Annotated in this window: 22 protein-coding genes; 2 read left to right on the forward strand and 20 right to left on the reverse strand. The window is 62.6% G+C overall.

Annotated elements, in window-relative coordinates; all coding sequences use genetic code 11:
• Positions 1–40: 40 nt before the first annotated feature.
• The 18 genes from SAJA_RS00520 to SAJA_RS15280 form a co-directional block, all read right to left on the reverse strand.
• On the reverse strand, positions 41–805 hold the full coding sequence (locus SAJA_RS00520; RefSeq protein WP_184999679.1) for a pyridoxine 5'-phosphate synthase: 765 nt from the start codon (positions 803–805) through the stop codon (positions 41–43).
• Positions 805–1,542 (reverse strand): DNA repair protein RecO, encoded by a 738-nt coding sequence (gene recO, locus SAJA_RS00525; RefSeq protein ID WP_184999680.1) that lies wholly within the window; start codon positions 1,540–1,542, stop codon positions 805–807. Before recO ends, SAJA_RS00520 begins: the two co-directional genes overlap by 1 nt.
• Before the next feature lie 63 nt (positions 1,543–1,605).
• Complete coding sequence (gene era / locus SAJA_RS00530; RefSeq protein ID WP_123656700.1) at positions 1,606–2,511, reverse strand: GTPase Era; 906 nt, start codon at positions 2,509–2,511, stop codon at positions 1,606–1,608.
• A complete protein-coding gene (gene rnc, locus SAJA_RS00535) occupies positions 2,508–3,215 on the reverse strand; it encodes a ribonuclease III (protein WP_123656701.1) in 708 nt (235 codons plus the stop codon). The genes era and rnc overlap by 4 nt, the downstream gene beginning before the upstream one ends.
• Positions 3,215–3,979, reverse strand: coding sequence for a signal peptidase I (lepB, locus tag SAJA_RS00540; RefSeq protein WP_123656702.1), 765 nt, complete (start codon positions 3,977–3,979; stop codon positions 3,215–3,217). Before lepB ends, rnc begins: the two co-directional genes overlap by 1 nt.
• A gap of 40 nt (positions 3,980–4,019) precedes the next feature.
• Positions 4,020–5,819 carry a translation elongation factor 4 gene (lepA, locus tag SAJA_RS00545; RefSeq protein WP_123656703.1) on the reverse strand — a complete coding sequence of 600 codons (1,800 nt, stop codon included), beginning with the start codon at positions 5,817–5,819 and terminating at the stop codon, positions 4,020–4,022.
• A 105-nt stretch (positions 5,820–5,924) separates the two neighbouring features.
• Positions 5,925–7,454 (reverse strand): Do family serine endopeptidase, encoded by a 1,530-nt coding sequence (locus tag SAJA_RS00550; protein ID WP_123656704.1) that lies wholly within the window; start codon positions 7,452–7,454, stop codon positions 5,925–5,927.
• Positions 7,455–7,560: 106 nt separating this feature from the next.
• Positions 7,561–8,604, reverse strand: a complete 1,044-nt coding sequence (locus SAJA_RS00555) for a MucB/RseB C-terminal domain-containing protein (RefSeq protein ID WP_123656705.1) — start codon at positions 8,602–8,604, stop codon at positions 7,561–7,563.
• Entirely contained in the window at positions 8,601–9,374 is a 774-nt protein-coding gene (locus SAJA_RS00560; protein WP_123656706.1) for a sigma-E factor negative regulatory protein, read from the reverse strand. The genes SAJA_RS00555 and SAJA_RS00560 overlap by 4 nt, the downstream gene beginning before the upstream one ends.
• A gap of 7 nt (positions 9,375–9,381) precedes the next feature.
• Positions 9,382–9,957: an RNA polymerase sigma factor RpoE gene (rpoE, locus tag SAJA_RS00565; RefSeq protein ID WP_123656707.1), complete on the reverse strand. Its 576-nt coding sequence runs from the start codon at positions 9,955–9,957 to the stop codon at positions 9,382–9,384.
• 237 nt (positions 9,958–10,194) lie between these two features.
• Entirely contained in the window at positions 10,195–11,562 is a 1,368-nt protein-coding gene (locus SAJA_RS00570) for an alpha/beta fold hydrolase (protein ID WP_123656708.1), read from the reverse strand.
• On the reverse strand, positions 11,559–12,020 hold the full coding sequence (locus SAJA_RS00575; RefSeq protein WP_123656709.1) for a hypothetical protein: 462 nt from the start codon (positions 12,018–12,020) through the stop codon (positions 11,559–11,561). The genes SAJA_RS00570 and SAJA_RS00575 overlap by 4 nt, the downstream gene beginning before the upstream one ends.
• A gap of 9 nt (positions 12,021–12,029) precedes the next feature.
• Positions 12,030–12,284, reverse strand: coding sequence for an FAD assembly factor SdhE (locus SAJA_RS00580; RefSeq protein WP_123656710.1), 255 nt, complete (start codon positions 12,282–12,284; stop codon positions 12,030–12,032).
• Between the two features lie 80 nt (positions 12,285–12,364).
• Positions 12,365–13,144, reverse strand: a complete 780-nt coding sequence (locus SAJA_RS00585) for a succinate dehydrogenase iron-sulfur subunit (protein ID WP_123656711.1) — start codon at positions 13,142–13,144, stop codon at positions 12,365–12,367.
• A gap of 66 nt (positions 13,145–13,210) precedes the next feature.
• A complete protein-coding gene (gene sdhA / locus SAJA_RS00590) occupies positions 13,211–15,001 on the reverse strand; it encodes a succinate dehydrogenase flavoprotein subunit (protein WP_123656712.1) in 1,791 nt (596 codons plus the stop codon).
• The gene (gene sdhD, locus SAJA_RS00595; protein ID WP_123656713.1) at positions 15,001–15,387 is read right to left on the reverse strand and encodes a succinate dehydrogenase, hydrophobic membrane anchor protein; all 387 of its coding nucleotides are present in this window, start codon (positions 15,385–15,387) and stop codon (positions 15,001–15,003) included. Before sdhD ends, sdhA begins: the two co-directional genes overlap by 1 nt.
• A gap of 34 nt (positions 15,388–15,421) precedes the next feature.
• Complete coding sequence (gene sdhC / locus SAJA_RS00600; RefSeq protein ID WP_123656714.1) at positions 15,422–15,808, reverse strand: succinate dehydrogenase, cytochrome b556 subunit; 387 nt, start codon at positions 15,806–15,808, stop codon at positions 15,422–15,424.
• A gap of 43 nt (positions 15,809–15,851) precedes the next feature.
• Entirely contained in the window at positions 15,852–16,085 is a 234-nt protein-coding gene (locus SAJA_RS15280) for a DUF1674 domain-containing protein (RefSeq protein ID WP_245963183.1), read from the reverse strand.
• Between the two features lie 116 nt (positions 16,086–16,201).
• On the opposite strand from SAJA_RS15280, the gene ygfZ reads away from it, so the two are divergent.
• Positions 16,202–17,074: a CAF17-like 4Fe-4S cluster assembly/insertion protein YgfZ gene (gene ygfZ, locus SAJA_RS00610; RefSeq protein ID WP_123656715.1), complete on the forward strand. Its 873-nt coding sequence runs from the start codon at positions 16,202–16,204 to the stop codon at positions 17,072–17,074.
• A 27-nt stretch (positions 17,075–17,101) separates the two neighbouring features.
• Here the strand turns inward: ygfZ and lysS are convergent, their stop codons facing one another.
• The gene (gene lysS / locus SAJA_RS00615) at positions 17,102–18,607 is read right to left on the reverse strand and encodes a lysine--tRNA ligase (protein WP_123656716.1); all 1,506 of its coding nucleotides are present in this window, start codon (positions 18,605–18,607) and stop codon (positions 17,102–17,104) included.
• A gap of 2 nt (positions 18,608–18,609) precedes the next feature.
• Positions 18,610–19,708, reverse strand: a protein-coding gene (gene prfB / locus SAJA_RS00620; protein ID WP_123656717.1) for a peptide chain release factor 2 whose coding sequence is annotated in 2 segments (ribosomal slippage) — positions 18,610–19,635 and positions 19,637–19,708 — 1,098 coding nt in all. Because the reading frame shifts where the segments join, the coding sequence is not laid out codon by codon here.
• Positions 19,709–19,906: 198 nt separating this feature from the next.
• On the opposite strand from prfB, the gene SAJA_RS00625 reads away from it, so the two are divergent.
• Positions 19,907–21,061 carry an OmpA family protein gene (locus tag SAJA_RS00625; protein ID WP_123656718.1) on the forward strand — a complete coding sequence of 385 codons (1,155 nt, stop codon included), beginning with the start codon at positions 19,907–19,909 and terminating at the stop codon, positions 21,059–21,061.
• Positions 21,062–21,088 lie beyond the last annotated feature (27 nt).

The following is a 21,088-nucleotide window of genomic DNA, read 5'->3' on the forward strand; positions in this document are numbered from 1 at the left end:
AGATGGATCGATTTCGGCGCGTTACAAAGCGATCGAAAGATCAGGCGATCTGGCGCCGCCCGGCTGCCATGGCCGCGCTCATCTCGGTGACGGCCGCATCAAGACCCACGAACACCGCCCGTGCGATCAGCGCGTGGCCGATATTGAGTTCCACGATCGGCGCGATCGCTGCGATCTCGGCCACGTTGTCGACATGCAGCCCGTGCCCGGCGTGCACCTCGAGACCCAGCGATTCGGCCTGCACGGCTGCCGCCATGATACGCGCAAGCTCGGCCTGGCGTGTCGTCGTATCGACGGCATCGGCATAGGCCCCGGTATGCAGTTCGATATGATGCGCCCCGGCGCGGGCCGCGGCCTCGATCTGATCCGTATCGGGGTCGATGAACAGCGCGGCCTGGATGCCGGCAGCTTGCAGACGGGCCAGCCCGTCAGCCACCCGCTGGCCCTGGCCGACGATATCCAGCCCGCCTTCGGTGGTCAGCTCCTCGCGCGACTCGGGCACGAGACAGCAATCGCGTGGCGCATGGCGCACCGCGATATCGAGCATCTCCTCAGTCAACGCCATTTCCAGATTCACCGGCATGTCGTCGCCGATGGCACACAGGCTCGCCACGTCGTGGTCCTGGATATGGCGGCGATCCTCACGCAGATGGATCGTGATGCTGGCGGCACCCGCGCCCATGGCCAGGCGTGCCGCGGTACCAACGTCCGGATAAGGCGTGCCCCGGGCCTGGCGCAGCGTGGCAACGTGATCGACGTTGACCCCGAGACGGATCGGGGGCGTGGGGGCAGCGATATCGGTCATCAGTGATCGTCCGTGCGCGGCAACGGTTGCCGGGTATCGGCAAACTGCTGCATGGCTTTGAGCGTAGCGACCGATTTTAACGGTTTGCTGCCCAGATGGGGGGCCAGCGCGGCCTGGAGCAGGTCACGCGCCTCGCGCAGGCGGGCGCGCTGTGTCAGCCGGCCTTCGGCAAGATCAATCAGTGTGGCGCCGGCCACGCTCGGTTCGTTGCTCGCGACCGTGGCCATCGGCCAGACACCGGATTCCGGCTCATAGCGATAGCGCGCATCGGCTTCGATGGGCGCATCGAGCGCGTCGTGCGTCAGGGTGAGGCCATAACCCAGTTCCTCGAGCAGATCCCGCTCGAAGAATCGCAGTGCCACGATGGCCGGGGCACCGCCGGCCATCGTCTGCAACAGGGCTTCGAAGGTGTCGAACAGCGGTGGGTGCGGATCGTCACGGGCAGTCAGGCGCATGATCAGCTCGCTGGCATAAAGCCCGCCCATCAACGTGTTGCCGGCCAGCGTATAGCGCGTGACGTAATTGATATCGCGCAGGGTATACAGCTCGCCCGTACCAGCCCACGACAGATCGAGGCGTGAAAACGGCTCGAGCAGGCCGCGCCAGCGCGATTTGGCACGCCGTGCGCCCTTGGCGGCCAGGCCCACGCGGCCATGCTCTCGTGTGAAGGCTTCCACGATGAAGCTGGTATCGCGCCAGGCACGTCGATGCAGCACCAGCGCCGGTTGCAGATCCACGCGCATCGCGCTTATGCCGCTCCGACGCCGGCCGGTCCCGGATGGTCGCTCATCACACCTGGATCAATGGCCCAGCTCGCGCACCGCGGCCTCGGAGTCGATCCAGTTGTCCCGAACCTTGACCCAGAGGCGCAGATCCACGCGATGATCCAGCCGGTGCACGAGATCCAGTCGCGCCGCACGCCCGATCTTCTTGAGCATCGCCCCGCCCTTGCCGATGACGATCGATTTGTGGTTATCCCGTGCGACCCAGATACAGGCATGAATCTCGAGCTGCTCCGGGCCGGACTCGAACGATTCGATCTCGATGGCCACCGAATACGGCAGTTCCTGCTGCAGAAACAGTGTGAGCTTTTCCCGCACCGCTTCCGCCGCCAGAAAGCGCATGTTGCGATCGGTGTACTCGTCTTCGGGAAAGAGATACGGCCCGTCGGGCATGCGCGAAGTCAGCTCGTGCATGAGGGCCGGCAGATTATCCCGGCGCTGGGCCGACAGGGGCACCACGAAATCGAAGGCGCGCTGGGTGCTGGCTTTTTCCATGAACGGCAGCAGTTCGGTCTTGTCCTTGAAGCGATCGGTCTTGTTGACGATCAGCCCGACCGGGCAAGGCAAGCGCGCAAGACGCGCCAGGGCGGCAGCATCCTCATCGCGCCATTGGCCGGCTTCGACCATGAACAACACAACATCGATGCCCGCCAGGCTGGCCACCGCGGTTTCGTTCATCACGCGGTTCAGCGCGGTCTTTTGCTGGCTGTGCATGCCCGGCGTGTCCACCAGCGCGATCTGGGTCTCGCCCTCGGTCAACACGCCGATGATGCGATGCCGGGTTGTCTGTGGCTTGGGCGTGACGATCGAGACCTTCTCGCCGACCAGCGCGTTGACCAGCGTGGATTTACCCACGTTGGGCCGGCCCACGAGGGCCACCATGCCGCTGCGGCGTTGTGTGTCCGGGGTTGAATCCTGGCTCATGAATCGGTCCTGGTAAGTACGGCCAGCATCTGGCGTGCGGCATCCTGTTCGGCCTTGCGACGGCCGGCGCCCTGCCCGTCCACGGCCTGCTCGGGGGCCTGTAGACGACAGCGGGCGATGAAAGTCTGGGCATGGTCGGCGCCGCTAACGCTGACCACGTCGTATTCCGGGCGCGGCAGGCCGCGGGCCTGGAGCCATTCCTGTAGCTGGGTCTTGGCGTCCTTCAGGCTGGCGGCACTGGGCAGATCACTCAGCCGATCGGCATAGAGCGACAGGATCACGTTCTTGGTGGCCTCAAAGCCGGCATCACAGTAGACCGCGCCCAGCACCGCCTCCACCGCGTCGGCGCCGATCGAGGCACGCCGCCGGCTACCGGTCTGTTGCTCGCCCGGGCCCATCACCAAAAGATCCGACAGATTCAGCTCTTCGGCGATCGCGGCCAGCGTCTTTTCGCGCACGAGCGCGGCCCGAAGACGCGACAGATCCCCCTCCGGGGCCTGCGGCTGGGCCTCGAACAAGGCCGCGGCGATCACGAAATTCAGGATGCCGTCGCCCAGAAATTCCAGGCGCTCGTTGTGATTGGCGGCCGCGCTGCGATGGGTGAGCGCTCGGGCCAGCAGGCTGCGATCGGTAAACTGATGATTGATACGATCTTCGAAAGCGGCACGAACCGCGGCACGTTGGGCAGGGTCGACGTCAGGCATCAATGCAACAGCGTGCCGATTCGCGAAAACCGGATATCGAAGTCTGAAACATTCACACTCAGCCAGATCATGAACGCCCGGCCGACCAGGTTGTCCTCCGGCACGAAACCCCAGACGCGTGAATCCGCGCTGTTGTCGCGGTTATCGCCCATGGCGAAGTACTTGCCTTCGGGCACGGTCACGCTGACCTCTGGCCCGGCGCGACCAACCACGTGCAGCATCTCGTGATCCGGGCCATCGGGTAGATGTTCGATAAACAGCCGCATGTCGTCATAGACATCGGCATCCGCGCCCGTATACAGCCCCTTGTCGTCACGCGGCACGGCGTTGCCGTTGATATACAGCTGCTCGCCGCGATAGGTGATCGTGTCGCCCGGCAGGCCCACAATGCGCTTGATATAGTCCACCGACGGATTCTTGGGGTATCGAAAGACCACGACATCACCGCGCTCGGGCTCGCCCGTGGGCACGATCTTCGTGTGGGTGACCGGCAGGCGCAGGCCATAGGAAAATTTGGAGACCAATACGAAATCGCCCACCAGCAGCGTGGGCACCATCGACTTCGAAGGGATCCGGAACGGCTCGAACACGAAGGCACGCAATACCAGCACCGCGATCAATACCGGAAAGAACGAGTGTGCGAACTCGATCGCCCAGTTGCCGTTCTCGTTCTTCTCGCGGCGTTTGGACCAGACGAGCTTGTCGCCGATCCAGACCGCGCCGGTCACGAAACAGGCCAGCGTCAACCAGGCTTCAAAATCCATGCGCTAGAAACCCCTTGCCAGACCGGCCCGAGCCACCGGTTTATTTGTCGTCATCGGTCGAGAGTACCGCCAAAAAGGCTTCCTGCGGAATCTCGACGCTGCCGAGCTGTTTCATCCGCTTCTTGCCCTCTTTCTGTTTCTCGAGCAGCTTGCGCTTGCGCGAGACGTCGCCGCCGTAACATTTGGCGGTCACGTTCTTGCGCATGGCCTTGACCGTCGAGCGCGCGATGATGCGCGTGCCGATGGTGGCCTGAATGGCCACGTCGAACATCTGGCGCGGCACGATATTCTTGAGTTTTTCGACGATGGCCTTGCCGCGGCCATAAGACATGTCGCGATGCACGATATGCGCCAGTGCGTCCACGCTCTCGCCGTTGATCAACACGTCCAGGCGTACAAGATCGGCCGCCTGGAAACGCTTGAAGTCGTACTCGAACGAGGCAAAGCCGCGCGAGACCGATTTCAGCTTGTCGAAGAAATCGAGCACGACCTCCGACAATGGCATCTCGAACTCCATCTGGACCGAGCCGCCCATGTAGGCCATGTTCTTCTGCACGCCGCGTTTTTCCATGCACAGCTGCATGACCGCGCCGATGAACTCCTGGGGCATCAGGATCGAGGCATGGATGATCGGCTCGCGGATCTCATCAATCTCGCCGACCGGCGGCAGCTGCTGCGGGTTGGAGATCGCCAGCTCTTCACCGGCATGGGTGGCCACCTGATAGACCACTGTGGGCGCAGTGGTGATCAGATCCAGACCGTACTCGCGCTCCAGGCGCTCCTGCACGATCTCCATGTGCAGCATGCCCAGAAAGCCGATACGAAACCCAAAACCCAGTGCCGCCGATGTCTCCGGCTCGTAGTTGAGCGACGAGTCGTTGAGACGCAGCTTGGCCAGCGCGTCACGAAAATCCTCGTAATCATCGGAGTTGATCGTGAACACGCCGGCAAAGACACGCGGCTGGACCTGTTTGAAACCCGGCACCCGCTCGGCGCAGGGCCGATAGGCATGGGTGAGCGTGTCGCCGACCGGCGCGCCGTCGATATCCTTGATACCGGCGATGACATAGCCGACTTCACCCACTTCCAGCGCATCGCGCGACTGTTTTTTCGGCGTGAAAATCCCGACATCGCCGACTTCATATTCGCGCTCGGTCGACATCACTTTCATGCGATCGCGCTTGGCCAGGCGGCCGTTACGAATACGCACCAACGACACCACGCCCAGATAGTTATCGAACCACGAGTCGATGATCAGGGCCTGGAGCGGGGCATCGGGATCACCGGTCGGTGCGGGCACGCGCCGGATGATCGCCTCGAGCACGTCGGTGATGCCCTGGCCCGATTTGGCCGACACCAGCAGGCGATCGGTGGCCTCCAGGCCAATCACATCCTCGATCTGCTGGGCCACGGCGTCCGGGTCCGCCTGGGGCAGATCGATCTTGTTGAGCACCGGCAGGACTTCGAGATTCTGCTCGATGGCCGTATAGGTATTGGCAACGCTCTGTGCCTCGACGCCCTGTGAGGCATCGACGACGAGCAGCGCGCCCTCACAGGCGAACAGCGAGCGCGAGACCTCGTAGGAGAAATCCACGTGGCCGGGCGTGTCGATGAAATTGAGCTTGTAGGTCTGGCCGTCGATCGCGGTGTAATCGAGTGTCACCGCCTGCGACTTGATGGTGATGCCACGCTCTCGCTCGAGATCCATTGAATCGAGCACCTGATCCGACATTTCTCGCTCGGTCAGGCCATGACACTCACGGATGAACCGATCGGCCAGCGTCGATTTGCCATGATCGATATGCGCGATGATCGAGAAATTACGGATATGTGACTGCATAGAGTCGGGCGACGCGTCCGGGGGATAGACAATCGCCCCGGACGTGCCGGGGCGATGCGATACAGGCGATGCAGTATACGCGCCTGGCCGGCTTTTTTTTAGCGCCTATCGCAGTCTTTCAGTTTCCGGCTCGCTCAGGGACAGCGCGATATAGCGCCGCACCCCGTCGCGCAACACCAGCAGGGCCACGCTGTCGTCGGCGTTGTGCAACGCCTTGAGCACTTCAGCCGGCCGGGCCACCGGGCGCGAGCCCACGCTCAGGATCACATCGCCCTGCTGCAGGCCGGCCGCGCTGGCCGGCCCGTCGGCCAGGCGCTGAATCCGTACGCCCTGTCGATCGATGCCGAGCGTTTGCTGTTCCTGCTTGTCGAGTGGCGCAAGCGTCAGACCGAAATTACCGCCGGCCTCGGACGGCGCCTGAGCCGCACCGGACGTGGCAAAGGTCGCCGGCAGGGCTTCGATCTTGAGCTGGATGTTTTTCTTATTGCCGTCGCGCAGCACGGTCAGCTCGGCGCGCTCGCCCGGCAGAACACGACCGACCAACGGCGGCAGATCAGCCGCCGAGTCGACGCCGTGGTTCTCGAAGGACAGGATGATGTCACCAACCTTCAGCGACGAGCCGGCCGCCGGACTGTCGGCCATGATCTGTGTCACCAGCGCACCCACCGGACGATTCAGATTGAACGACTGGGCCAGCTTGCGATCGACATCCTGAATCTGCACGCCGAGCCAGCCACGCACGACTTCGCCGTGGTCACGCAGCTGACGGGCCGCATTCATCGCGGCATCGATCGGGATCGCGAACGATACGCCCTGATAGCCGCCGGTGTCGGAATAGATCTGTGAATTGATGCCCACGACCTGGCCAGCAAGATTGAACAACGGCCCGCCCGAGTTGCCGGGGTTGATCGCCACATCGGTCTGTAAAAACGACACATAGCGATTATCGGCCAGGTTGCGATTCTTGGCCGATACGATGCCCGCCGTGACCGAGGTCTCGAAACCGAAAGGCGAGCCGATCGCCACGACCCAGGAGCCGACGTTCAGATCGTCGGGCTGGCCGACCTGAACGGTCGGCAGATCCTTGGCATCGACCTTGAGTACAGCAATATCGCTATCGGCATCGGAGCCGACGAGCTTGGCCACGAGCTGGCGACGATCATTGAGCTTGACCACGATCTGGCCCGCGCCGGCCGTCACATGTCGATTGGTCAGAATATAACCATCGGACGAGATGATGAAGCCCGAGCCCAAGGAGACATGATCTTCCGGGGCCGGCATCTGTGGCATGTTGCCGCCGGGCGGATGATCCTGAAAGAACCGCTTCAACCAATCGCCTAGCTCACCGGCATTCGGCCGGCCTTGGCTGCTGCCCGGTGACTGCCCGCCAGCCGCCGGCTTGGGTGGCATGGCACTGACGTTCACAACCGCCGGTGAAACCTGTTTCACCAACTCGGTAAAGTCGGGCAGGCCCTGCACGATAGGCTCGGCCGGCTCGTTGGATTTTGCCTGTACTTCGGCGTCGAACGGCTGCCCGCCGGGCTCGGCGCTGTCGCTGCCACAACCGGTCAGCCCCAGACAGACTGAGAGCGCGCCGATGGCGAGCGCACGGCCAACAATAGAAATATCCTGCATTGATTGCCCCGAGACGTCATTGGCTCATGACACGGCGGTGCCATGTATCCCTATGCCTTCATCTTGTCGTGCTCATGGCCACAGGACAAGCACGTATGCGGCTTGCTCAGCTACCCGGCGCCGCGGCCTCGCGTTTGGCCGAGGAGATCGCGTTCTTGGCACGTACCAGATTCTCGGCGATACGCTTGGCGGTCGCGGCCGGAACCTCACCCACCACCGTAATCTGTGAATTGCCCACGATATTGCCGTAGGCGTTGACCGCGCCCATCCGCGTCGCGCCGTTCAGCGGCGCCCGCAGACCGGCTGGCGCGATGAATGCCGACACGGTGGCCACACCGTCGGTGAACAACATCTGTCGTACCGAGGCATCCGGCGTGACCTGGCGCACGCCGTTTTCGGCAAGGCGAAACCCCGGCGGCAGATTACGAATATGCCAATCGTCATCGTCTTCGTCGCCGGCGCTATCGTCGGCCAGATGAACCGACTGATGACGCACTACTTTGAACCCGCGCACGTCGTAGCTTGATACGAATGCATCATCGGGCACGCTCTTGGGGAACGCGACGTCGGTGAACATCAGCTGTTCCAGCCGGTCACCGTCATAGCGTAACGACAGCTTGAGCGGCAGATCGGTCTGTTTGTCGACCCACATCCGATAGCCGTATCGGTAATCGTCGGTTGGTTTGATCGAAACGATACGACAGGTGCGCCCGGCAAACCGCGTCGTGCCCTCAACGGCCACGTTGTAATATGTCTTGAGCTGCTCCGGCGAGAAGTGCGCCACGCTGCCCAGCAGCGTCTTCGGTGCGTGCTCGGATATCAACACCAGTTGGCGTTCGGGCAGGATCGAGGTGACCTCGTCGCCCTTGCGGATCACCTCACGCGCCTCGCCGCTTTGCGACACCAGGCGCTCTTGCTCGGTGCCATCGTGCAGGCGGTGCACGACCCGCACCGTATCCACGTCGCCACTGCGCAAGTAGACGATCGTGCCGCGGTAGGTGACTTTGCGCACGGCCGCCGCCGCGTCGCTCAGCAATCGAATCGAGCTCGCCGTGGTGGACGGGCCATCCGTATCCGGGGCCGCCCACAGCGGCGGCGCGACTGCCACCGCGCATAACGAGACAGCGAACGCGACCAGCGTCCGGGTCACTGTGTTGCGCCCTGCCCGTACGTGGCGACACGCACATAAGCCGGCGTGGTGCTCGACATGCCATAGCCGCGCGCCATGCCGTTGTGATCCACGAGATACCCGTTGAGCTCTTCACGCACGGCCGGATCATTGACCGACCATCGATCAGAGGCGCTTGTCGATGCCTGGGCAGAAACATTGCGCACGCTGGCCGACGACGATGCATTCGCGGCTCGGACGGTGCCGAAATCCACGAGTTGATCGTTCCACTGTGCGCTGCCAAAGCCCGTGCGCGCGCCACGCGTGGCGGCGGCCGTGTCGGCGCTACTCGTGGCCACGTTTCTCGACGTGCGCGCCGAGCTGGGATTAGTGGTCGCCACGGTGCCGGCTGACGTGCTTCGACCGCTCTGCCCGAACGGGCTGGCCGATACGAAGACCACGCCGGCCACGGCTGCGGCCATGCCCATGCCAGCCATACCCTGCCAGGCGCGGCTTCCCAGTCGCCGGCGCGATCTTGTCGCCGTGGACGGTGCTGTGCTGGCCGACGTGACCATCGGCACGACCGTCTCTCGTTGATCCTCTGACTCGATGGCCTGCATGACACGGTTCGAAAAACCCAGATCCAAAGCGATCGGTTTCTCGGTTTCCGCGGCACGCAGCGTCGTTCGAATCCAGTTCTGACGGCTCCAGCTATCGCGCGCCGTTTCGTCGCGCAGCAACTGGGCCAGCACTGCCTCGATATCGTCACTGCTGGCTTCGCCATCCAGAAACGCAGACAACCGCTCGTTCATCACAACCTCACTTGTCCGACAGGGACAACAACTTCTCCTCGATCGCAGCCCGGGCCCGGAATATCCGGGACCGCACGGTGCCCACTGGGCAATCCATCGACTGCGCGATTTCTTCGTAGCTCATACCGTCGATCTCGCGCAGCATGATTGCCGTGCGCAGATCCTCCGGCAGCTCGCGAATTGAAGCGATCACCGCATCGCGAATCTCCTCGCTTTCGAGCAGCGCCTCGGGCGTGTCCTGCTCGGAAAACCGATCCATGTGGCCGAAGGCTTCGGCGTCGGCCACGTCGACATCCTGGCTTGCCGGGCGCCGTGCCCGAGCCACCAGATAATTCTTTGCAGTGTTGATCGAAATGCGATACAGCCAGGTGTAGAACGCGCTGTTGCCCTTGAAATTGGGCAATGCGCGATACGCCTTGATAAAGGCTTCCTGAGCCACATCGGGCGCATCGGCACTGCTGACATAACGCGCCACCAGCTTGATGACCTTGTGCTGGTACTTGCGTACCAGCAGCTCGAAAGCACGCGAATCGCCCGCCTGGGTGCGCGCCACGAGCTGTTCGTCGGATGCGTCTTCGCTCATTTAGCGACAACGCAACGCGCGACGAGGGCATGTCGGCTGGTAATAACGTGTCTCGACCTCGCTAATCGATTCCACCACGGCGGTGCTGTCGTGATAGACCACGGCCGAAGCGAAAAGTTCTATTTTTTTTAATCCGATATGCATTGCAGTCGCTGATTAGCCACGGGCCGGGCCGCGGGGTCGTTGGCAAGCGGCTATATTCTAGCGGCCTACCCGCGCCTCGTCACAGTCGCGCGTTCAGCGCGAACACAGCTTGCCGGCGCGTGCAGAGACCTCATCATTCAGCCAATCAGCGATATCAGCGAGCGCACACGGACTGTCACGTAACGGCAGATGCCCCCCACCTGCCACCGCCACGCCGTACAAGGCTGGGCTTTCGACGATAGCCGTCTCGATCAAATCGGGCGGCGTCACGATATCTTGTTTGCCATAGACCAGCCGCCCCGACACGGCATGAAAAGACGCCAGCACCGGCTTGTTCGCGACAGGCCAGTCCCGGCAAGCCTCGCTGCTGTCGGCCGGGCCGAGATAAGCCGTGATATCGAGTATCGGCGCCGATTTGGATCGCCCGGCCACCGTGCGCAAGCCGGCCAGGCTGCACCGCATGCTCCAATAGGCCGGTGCATGTGATGCGCTCGTCTTGCCAAGCGCGGCCACCGGCCTCAAAAGCGGCGCCAGCACCGCGGTATCGCCGAGCGCTTGGCGTAGCCGACCGGCAATCGCGGGTGCCGTATCCGGCGCATAACTGGCAAAGAGAAGCCCGGTGAGCAGCGTATCCGGGGCAACGCTCAGGCGCTGGCTCGGGTATGGGATCGTTGCCCACGCGGCTTCGATGGGGGCGCGGCCGAGAGTGGCGAGCCAGGCCGCCAGCGTCGTGCGTATCGAGGGTACGCCGAGGCGGCAGGCCAGCCGTGCGTTACAACGCGTGATCACGGCATCGACCGCACGCTGTGTCACGCGGGCGGAAAACGCGGCGCCGCCCTGCTCGTGCATCGCGGGCGATTCGAGTATCAGGCTTTCGATATCGCCGGGATACGCGGCGGCCAGCGCGCGCACCACGAACGCGCCGAAGGACTGGGCCCAGAACACCGCCGGGCCTTGACCAAGGGCCTCGACCAGCGCATGCAGATCACGAACCGCGGCCGATACCGACAGCGCTCGGGCCGTGGCCGCTCCGAGCCTGCGACGACATGGCGCCAGACGCTCGCCCTCGTTACAGGCAACCCGGGGCAGGCTCTGCCCGGTCGAGCGCGGGTCGAACAGCACGATATCGCGCGGCCAGCCTGCGTATTGCTGGAAACGCTGCCAGTCAGCCAGCCCTGCCGCGTCGAGTCCGGCCGGGGCACCCGGCCCGCCCGGCACGAATATGACCGGATGATCGCTGATACGATCCGGCCGGGCCTGAAGCCGTGCCACCGCCAGGCGCACCGGCTGGCCGGCGATGGCGTGTCCCGGCCGCAGCGTGGCACAGCGCAGCGTCGCGGCACTCACGGCCGGCTCGATTTCGGGACAGGCGCGCCACGTCAGCGCGGCGTCTGCCGCGGCCGGGCTGGCCGATCCCAGGGCCAGGAGCACGATCAGCCAAGCGATAGGTCGCTCGATCAAAGCGAATCGGCATCGGCCGCGACATGCTGCGGGGCCCGGATACGAGCGCGGACACGCAGGCGCCGATGTGTATCGGCCGCCACGGCATCGACCGGCACGACCAGAAAATACGGCAGGCGGCGCGTGTTATCGCGAATCGTCAGCTGCACCCAGGCCGGCCCCCAGCAGCGTGCGACGACACACTGGCCGTAGCCGATGTCGCCGTTCACGCGGATCCAGGCCACCCGGTTATCCAGCGTCCAGCGAAATCGTCGCCATGCCCGGGGGTGGCGGCCGGTCACACGCCGATGCTGATCAATCGCGTGCCACAGGCCGGGCAAGAGCGCGATCGTTATCCAGGGCAGTTTGACGGCACAGACGAGCAGCGCGGTGCCCGCCAATAAGTGACCGGCCAGATTGGCCCCGACCAGCACACGCGATGTCGAAAACGTGGCTTCGATCGATTGCAGGCCCTGCATCGCCGATGCTCAGGCCTCGTTCTGACGGATCTCGAATTCGCGCATTCGGGCGAGCAGTGCCGTCTGTGTCGGGTTATCAGCTTCCATGCGGCCCATCAGCAGGTACCACAGATCCGGGTCTTCTCGGTCCAGCAGGGCCAACAGCTCGGCGTGTTCTTCGTCGCTGAGGCCTTCGTATTCTGCGCTCACGAAGCGGGCCAGAAGCACATCGAGTTCTTTCATACCGCGCCGGCACAACCAGCGGACACGCTTCAATTCGCTCATGCTATATCTCTGTTAAACGCTAAAAGACCCCGCAACGAACAGGCCGCTACAGGGTCTTGCAAGAATCAACCGCGGGTTGATCAGCCGCGACGCTCGACCAACAGTTTCTTGGTCTCGGCGATCGCGCGTGCCGGATTCAGGCCCTTCGGGCAGGTGTTGGCACAGTTCATGATCGTGTGACACCGATAGAGCTTGAACGGATCTTCCAACTCGTCCAGACGCTCGCCGGTGGCTTCGTCGCGCGAGTCCACGATCCAGCGATAGGCCTGCAGCAGAACGGCTGGGCCCAGATAACGCTCCGGGTTCCACCAGTAGCTCGGGCACGCCGTGGAGCAACAAGCACACAGGATGCACTCGTAGTAGCCGTCGAGCTTGGCGCGGTCTTCCGGCGTCTGCAGACGCTCGCGGCTGGGCTTGGCGGTATCGGTCTTGATCCAGGGCTCGATGGATTCGAGCTGTGCATAGAAATGCGTCAGATCGGTGACGAGATCCTTGACGACCGGCATGTGCGGCAACGGATAGATCCGTACATCGCCGTCGATGTCTTCGGTGCGCATCGTGCAGGCCAGCGTGTTCTTGCCGTCGATGTTGAAGGCACACGAGCCACACACGCCTTCACGACAGGAACGACGAAACGTCAGCGTGGGATCCAGCTCGTTCTTGATCTTGATCATTGCATCGAGAACCATCGGCCCGGTGCGATCCAGATCGATCTCGTAGCTGTCGACGCGCGGGTTCTGCCCTGCCTCGGGCTCCCAGCGATAGACGCGGAAGGTTTTGACGCGCTTGGCATCCTTGGGCGCGGCGTAGTGCTTGCCCTTGGAGATGCGAGAGTTTTTCGGCAGTCGAAATTCAGCCATGGGTGGCCTCCATATCGGCGCTAGAGTCTCGGTGCGCCGTGGCACACCGAGCAGCGGCAAGCGTTGTTAGTAGACACGTTCCTTGGGCGGGATATGTTCCATCTCGTCGGTCATCGGCTGCAGATGCACCGGTCGATAGTCGATATCCACCTTGCCATCACCGCGATACCAGGTCAGCGTGTGCTTGATCCAGTTCTCATCGTCGCGCTCGGCGAAGTCCTCGTGCGCGTGCGCGCCCCGGCTCTCGGTTCGGTTGGCCGCCGCCGTCATGGTCACGATGGCACACTCCAGCAGGTTCTGTAGCTCCATCGTCTCGACCAGGTCGCTGTTCCAGGTCATCGAGCGATCGGTCACCTGCACGTCGGCGAATTTCGCAACCTCTTCCGTAATCACCTCGACACCCTTGTTGAGGCTGTCGGTATTGCGGAACACGGCGGCATAGCGCTGCATGGAGGCCTGGAGATCATCACGCAGCTTGGCCGTGGGCGTGCCGCCCTCGGCGAAACGCAGCTTGTCGAAGCGTGCCAGAGCGGCTTCTTCCGATTTCGTGGTGTCGGCATGCAGGCGCGAGCCGGGTTCCAGCAGTTCAGTGCAGCGTTTGGCGGCCGCACGGCCGAAGACCACGAGATCCAGCAATGCGTTCGAGCCCAGACGATTGGCGCCGTGAACCGATACACACGCGGTTTCGCCCACGGCCATCAGGCCCGGCACGATCGAGTCGGGATCGCCGTCCTTGAGCGTGACAACTTCGCCGAACGGATTGGTCGGGATACCGCCCATGCAGTAGTGCACGGTCGGCAGCACGGGGATCGGCTCTTTGGTGGCATCCACGCCCGAGAAGATCTTGGCGGTTTCGGTGATGCCGGGCAGGCGCTCGTGCAGCACTTCGGGGCCCAGATGCTCAAGATGGAGCATGATGTGGTCTTGCTTGTCGCCCACACCCCGGCCTTCGTTGATTTCGATGGTCATGGCGCGGCTGACCACGTCGCGCGATGCCAGATCCTTGGCGTTCGGCGCATAGCGCTCCATGAAGCGCTCGCCTTCGGAGTTGGTCAGATAACCGCCTTCGCCGCGCGCGCCCTCGGTGATCAGACAGCCCGCGCCGTAGATTCCGGTCGGGTGGAACTGCACGAACTCGGGATCCTGGATCGGCACGCCGGCACGCAGGGCCATGCCCATGCCGTCGCCGGTGCAGGTATGGGCCGAGGTGCAGGAGAAATAAGCACGCCCGTAACCGCCCGTGGCCAGAATGACCTGATGGGCACGGAATCGATGCAGCTGGCCGCCCTGGAGATCCCAGGCCAGCACGCCGCGGCACTCGCCGTCTTCGGTCATCAACAGATCGATGGCGAAATATTCGACGTAGAACTCGGCGCGTGCTTTCAGCGATTGCTGATACAGCGTATGCAGCAAGGCATGGCCGGTACGGTCGGCCGCGGCACAGGTACGCTCGGCCTGGCCCTTGCCATAATGCGTGGTCATGCCGCCGAAGGGCCGCTGATAGATCTTGCCGTCTTCAGTACGCGAAAACGGCACGCCGTCATGCTCGAGCTCAATGATCGAGGGAATGGCTTCCTTGGTCAGGTGCTCGATCGCGTCCTGATCACCCAGCCAGTCCGAGCCCTTGATGGTGTCGTAGGCATGAAAGCGCCAGTCGTCCTCACCCATGTTGCCCAGCGCCGAGGCGATACCGCCCTGGGCGGCGACCGTGTGGCTGCGCGTGGGGAACACCTTGGTGATACAGGCTGTTTTCAGGCCGGCATCGGCCAGACCGCGCGTGGCGCGCAGGCCGGCGCCGCCGGCACCGATAACGACAACATCATGCAGATGATCGATGATTTCGTAGCTTTCGTTCATTACGCAGCTCCGACAAGAATCATGAGAATCGATACGACGGCCGAAACCGCCAGAAGAATATTGAGCAGCTGCAGACCGATCATCGAGGCCATCTTGATGCCCTCGGCATGCACGTAGTCTTCGAGAATGGTCTGCAGACCGAGCTGCGCGTGGTAAAAGATCGCTGCCATGTAGATCGCCAGCAGCGAGGCCTGAATCGGCGAAGACAGCCACGCCGTCACGCTTTCGTAACTGGCGCCGAACTGAGATGCCAGACAGGCCACGAACCAGAGCGTGAGCGGCGCCAGCGCGATCGCGCTGACACGCTGTGCCCAGAAATGGCCGGTGCCGGTCTTGGCACTGCCCAGACCGCGGGCGCCGGCGAGAGAAGAGCGAATACTGCTCATAGGATCAGACTCCGAAAAGAAACGCGGGCCGTGATCAGGCGATGAACGCCCAGATCCAGACAAAAATCGTGAGGGCCGCAGCCACGCCGTAGGCAGACAGCGCTGTCAGACGGGCGGTTTCCGGATCGAGGCCGACGCCCACGTCCCAGACCAAGTGACGAATGCCGTTGCACAGATGATAGAACAGCGCGAACGACCACAGGAACATCACCAGCTGACCGAACCACGACGCTGCAATGCCGTTGACGGCAGCAAACGCCTCGGGACCGTTGGCCGCACCGATCAACCAGACCGCCAGAAATACCGCGCCAATGGCGTTCACGATCCCCGACGCGCGGTGCGAGATCGAGCTCAGCATCGTTGGCGTCCATCGATAGATCTGTAGATGCGGCGACAACGGTCGGTTGGACTGGTTCCTCATGGAATTCCCCGGCTATGAAAAATTAGGACCCGAAAGAGCTGATTCAGAAATCGATGCAGCGACCATTCTTTTCCCAGTCGCCGTAGCGCACGGGATCCGGCCCTTTACGGCCACCGTATTCCTTGGGTCGCTTGTCCGGATCAAACCGCTCGGCCGGCGTTTCGGGCGCCTGTGTGGGGCTACCGGTATCTTCGCTCGGGGTCGCGGTATTGGCGTCGCCGGGCTGTTCGGCTTGATCAGCCGCGGGCTCGGCGTCGTGATGCGCATCGTTTGGCATGGGCGTACTTTAAACCTCGCGCTCTGTGAGAGGCAATAACAACCGGCACGTGCGGTGATGCACGTGCCGTTTACTTACGTCATACAATACGACGATACCCGGCAACGGATGCATGTATGACCTCGCAAACAGACACCCGGCTGAGTGCGCTCGGCGTTGTTAGAATCGACGGCAGCGACGCAGAGCGGTTTCTGCGCAACCAACTCACCAACGATGTCTTTCGGCTCGGCCCGGATCGGCATTTCCTGGCGGCATGGTGTGATGCCAAGGGCCGCACGCAGATGATCGTGCAAGTCGTCGCCACCCCCGAATGCTGGTATCTGCTCTTGCCCCGCGAGATTCTCGACGGCGTGGTCAAGCGCTTGAAGATGTATGTCCTGCGTGACGATGTTCGGGTGACCGAGGAAAGCGATGCCCTGGCCCTGATCGGCCATATCGATGCCCCAACAGCTCCCGACGTCAACACGACGACAACCGAGGGCGACAGCCTGCATATCGGCCTGGCCAGCACGGTCGACGGCCGCCGCCGGTCAATCACGATTGTTGACAGCACGGCCGCGGATACCGATTTGGCAAGTGATACGACAAGCTGGGATCTGGCCACGATCGATGCCGGCGTGCCCCAGATCGCTGCTGCCACACAGGGCGCATTCGTGCCTCAGATGCTCAATCTGCACTGGCTCATGGCCATTGATTTCGACAAGGGCTGTTATCCGGGCCAAGAAGTCGTGGCTCGGCTGCATTATCGCGGCCGCCTGACCCGGCGCGTCTTCCGCCTCGGCTGCATCGGCGCGCCCCCGGCGCCCGGCAGTGACATTTTCGATACCGACGGTACGCGCTGTGGAACCGTACTCCAGGCAGCACGGGCCGGTGACGACACGAGCCGGCTGCTCGCCGTGGTCGCCGTCGATCGCGCCGAGCGTGTGGTCAAGCTGGACGACGATCGCGAGCTGTCGTTTCTCGATCTGGCCTACGCCACGCCGGCGTAAACGCCAAACGACCGGCGCGGCCATGACTCAGTTGCTTCGTGGGCGCAGCTGGGGAAACAACAGCACGTCCCGAATTGCCTGCGCGCCGGTCAACATCATGAGCAGACGGTCGATGCCGATACCGGCCCCGGCTGTCGGCGGCATGCCGTATTCGAGCGCATGCACATAGTCGGCGTCGTAGTACATGGCTTCATCGTCGCCGGCCTCCTTGGCACTGGCCTGTGCCTGAAAGCGCTCGGCCTGGTCCTCGGCGTCGTTGAGCTCAGAGAATCCGTTGGCGACTTCGCGGCCGGCGATGAACAACTCAAAGCGCTCGGTAACCTCAGGGTTGTCGTCGCGACGACGTGCCAGTGGCGAGACCTCGGCCGGGTAATCGGTGACGAACGTCGGGCGCAAAAGTTTGTCTTCGACGGTGGCCTCGAACAGCTCGGTCAGCCAGCGTCCTCGGCCCCAGCTCGTCTCGCCACGTACCCCGGCCGCCTCGGCCAGCAGCCGGATCGATTCGGCTGAGGCAAGCCCGTCAGGCGTGGCGTTATCGTTATAGGCCACCACGGCATCTTCCATCGTCAGACGATCGAACGCCTGATCCAGATCGACGGCATGCTCGTTACACGCGTCGGCATGATGTGAACGCACTTGGCGCGAGAGCTGACGCAGCAGGCCTTCGATCTCATCCATCAGGTCGTTGTGGTCGGCATAGGCCTGATAGAACTCGAGCATCGTGAATTCGGGGTTGTGTCGTGTGGACAGGCCCTCGTTACGAAAATTGCGGTTCAGCTCGAACACCCGCTCCAGCCCGCCGACGACCAGACGCTTGAGATACAACTCGGGCGCGACGCGCAGATAGAAATCGTGATCGAGGGCGTTGTAATGCGTGACGAAGGGGCGCGCGCTCGCGCCGCCGGGAATCGCCTGCAGCATCGGGGTTTCCACCTCGATGAAGCCACGCTCCTCGAAAAACCCGCGTACACCGCGCAGCATCGCACTGCGGGCCATGAACACCGCACGCGAGGCCGGGTTCATGATCAAGTCGACATAGCGTTGGCGATATCGCGCCTCGGTATCGGACAGCCCGTGCCATTTCTCCGGCAGCGGCCGCAACGATTTTGTCAGCAGCTCGATCGATTCTGCCTTGACCGAAAGCTCGCCTTTCTGGGTGCGCCCCAGATACCCGCGCACACCGACAATATCGCCGATATCCAGTTGTTTGAAGGTCTTGTAGGCCGCCTCGCCCAGCATGTCGCGCTGAACGAACAGCTGAATCCGGCCGCTGGCATCCTGCAGCGTGGCAAAACTGAGCTTGCCCATGACACGTTTGGCCAGCAGCCGGCCGGCTACGGTGACGTCATACCGCGTGGCCTCCAGTGCTTCGGCATCGTCGGCCTCATGCTGCTGCTGAAGATCGCCGGCTGCGGCATCGGGGCGGAAATCGTTGGGAAACGCGCGCCCTTGTTCACGCCAGCTCGCGAGCTTTTCCTTACGCTGGGCAACAAGGCGATTCGTGTTGTCTGGGGTTTGACTCTCGTCTGTCATGTTCAAAGGCCTTGTTTGAGACTCGCCTCGATGAATTGATCCAGCGCGCCGTCGAGCACGCTCTGCGTGTTGCCGACCTCGACGCCCGTGCGCAGGTCCTTGATACGCGACTGATCCAGAACATAAGAACGGATCTGGCTGCCCCACCCGATATCGGACTTGTCGGCCTCGGTGGCTTCGGCTTCTTCGCGGCGCTTGGCCATCTCGCGCTCGTACAGCTTGGACTGCAGCTGCTTCATCGCCGTGGCGCGGTTCTTGTGCTGTGAGCGATCGTTCTGGCACTGGACGACAATGCCGGTGGGCTCGTGGGTGATACGCACGGCCGATTCGGTTCGGTTGACGTGCTGACCACCGGCCCCACTGGCGCGATAGACATCGACACGCAGATCCGACGGATCGATCTCGATCTCGATGTTGTCATCGATCTCGGGGGCGACGAACAGCGCGGCGAACGATGTGTGCCGACGGGCACCGGAATCGAACGGCGATTTGCGCACCAGACGATGCACCCCGGTTTCGGTGCGCAGCCAACCGTAGGCATAGCTGCCGGTCACCGCGATCGTGGCGCTCTTGATGCCAGCGACATCGCCTGCCGACAGTTCAGTGACCTCGGTGGCAAACCCTTTGTGCTCGCACCAACGCAGATACATGCGCAGCAGCATCTCGGCCCAGTCCTGGGCTTCTGTACCGCCGGAGCCGGCCTGAATATCCACGAAAGCGTTATTGGCATCGGCTTCACCGGAGAACATCCGCTGAAACTCGAGCGCTTTCAGATGAGACTCGACGCCGCTCAATTCACCGTCGATTTCATCGACCACGCTGGCATCGTCTTCATCGGCTGCCATGGCCAGCAATTCTTCGCTATCATCCAGCGTGGTTGCTGATGCATCGATCGGGCGCACGATTTCTTCAAGACGCGCTTTCTCCTGGCCGAAGCGCTGTGCCTTGTCGGGATCCTCGACCCAAATCTCGCCGACGGCGAGTTCAGCGTCGATTTCACTCAGCCGATCCTTCTTTTCAGCGTAGTCAAAGATACCCCCGTAAATCACCTAAACGCTCTCGAAGCGCGGTCATTCGGTTTCGAACGGCATTTATGTCCATATTAGAAGCTGTACGGAGGCTGAATTTGGGGCGGATGATTGCAGGTTAATTTTTTTTTCACAACCGGCCAATTCCGTTGCCAAACTGACCGGAAAGTCGCATACTCTGCCTGCACGTCACCGGTTTGGGAACTTCTGTTTACCACCTGGTGAATGGGACCGCACAACAAACCTAAACCCGTTCAAGGGAGTTCGAGTTATGCAATTCAAGCAACCGCTTTATACATGCGTTGCCGGCGCGCTGGGGCTCGCCGTCTCTGCTGGCGCAATGGCGCAAGACAATGTCCCGCAGGACAAGCGATTCTACGTCGCACCGATGGTGTCCTACGGCTTTTTCGATAGCGACACGATCGGCGGCGGCAACGACAACTTCGGTAGTCTGAATGTCGACAACGACGATTCCGTGGGCGCATCGCTGGCCATCGGTAAGCCGATCACCAGCTGGTTGAACCTGGAGCTGTTCGGCTTCTACTTCAACCCGGATCAGGATCTCAACGGCCAGGGCGCAGGCGACGCTGATCTCTACGGCTTCGGTCTGGACGCGCTGTTCTTCCCGGCCCGTGACACGTTCCCGGTCTACGGTATCTTGGGCGCCGCCTGGGGTAAGAAAGACGTTGGCTTCTCCTCGATCAACGGCACGAACGTTGGTGACGACGCGGACGCCGACTTCTTGGACGCCGGTGTCGGTTACATGTACACCCTGAACGACTACGGTCTGAAGGTGCGTGCCGAGTATCGTTATCGTTACACCACCGTCGACTCTGCCGACGTGCTGGGTAGCGGTTACGAAGACGCCCGTTACGACGACCACATCGTGTCGGTCGGCCTGCAGGTCCCGATCGGTGCCCCGCCGCAGGCCCCGGCCCCGGCCCCGGCCCCGCAGCCGGTTGGCCCGCAGGATAGCGACGGCGACGGCGTCATCGATGCCAACGACCAGTGCCCGGGTACCCCGCGTGGCACGGAAGTCGACGCACGTGGCTGCCCGATCGAGAAGAAGGCCCCGATCGTCCTCAAGGGCGTCACCTTCGAATTCGATTCGTCCAAGCTGACCGCCCAGGCCACCAACCGTCTCGACAACGTTGTCGACGCGCTGGAAGCCAGCCCGGACGTCAACTTCCGCGTCGATGGCTACACCGACAGCATCGGTACGGATCGTTACAACCTGGATCTGTCCCAGCGTCGTGTGGACTCCGTGCGTAGCTACCTGATGAACCATGGCATCACCAGCAGCCGTATCACCGGCACGCAGGGTCATGGCGAGTCCAACCCGGTGGCCACGAACGAGACGGCCGCGGGTCGCGCCCAGAACCGTCGCGTTGAACTGAACGTGAGCAACCAGGGTGGCGGCATGTAAACCGCTTTGACGACCTAGTCGTCAACG

The organism is Salinisphaera japonica YTM-1 (assembly GCF_003788585.1).
In the GTDB taxonomy this organism is placed as follows: domain Bacteria; phylum Pseudomonadota; class Gammaproteobacteria; order Nevskiales; family Salinisphaeraceae; genus Salinisphaera; species Salinisphaera japonica.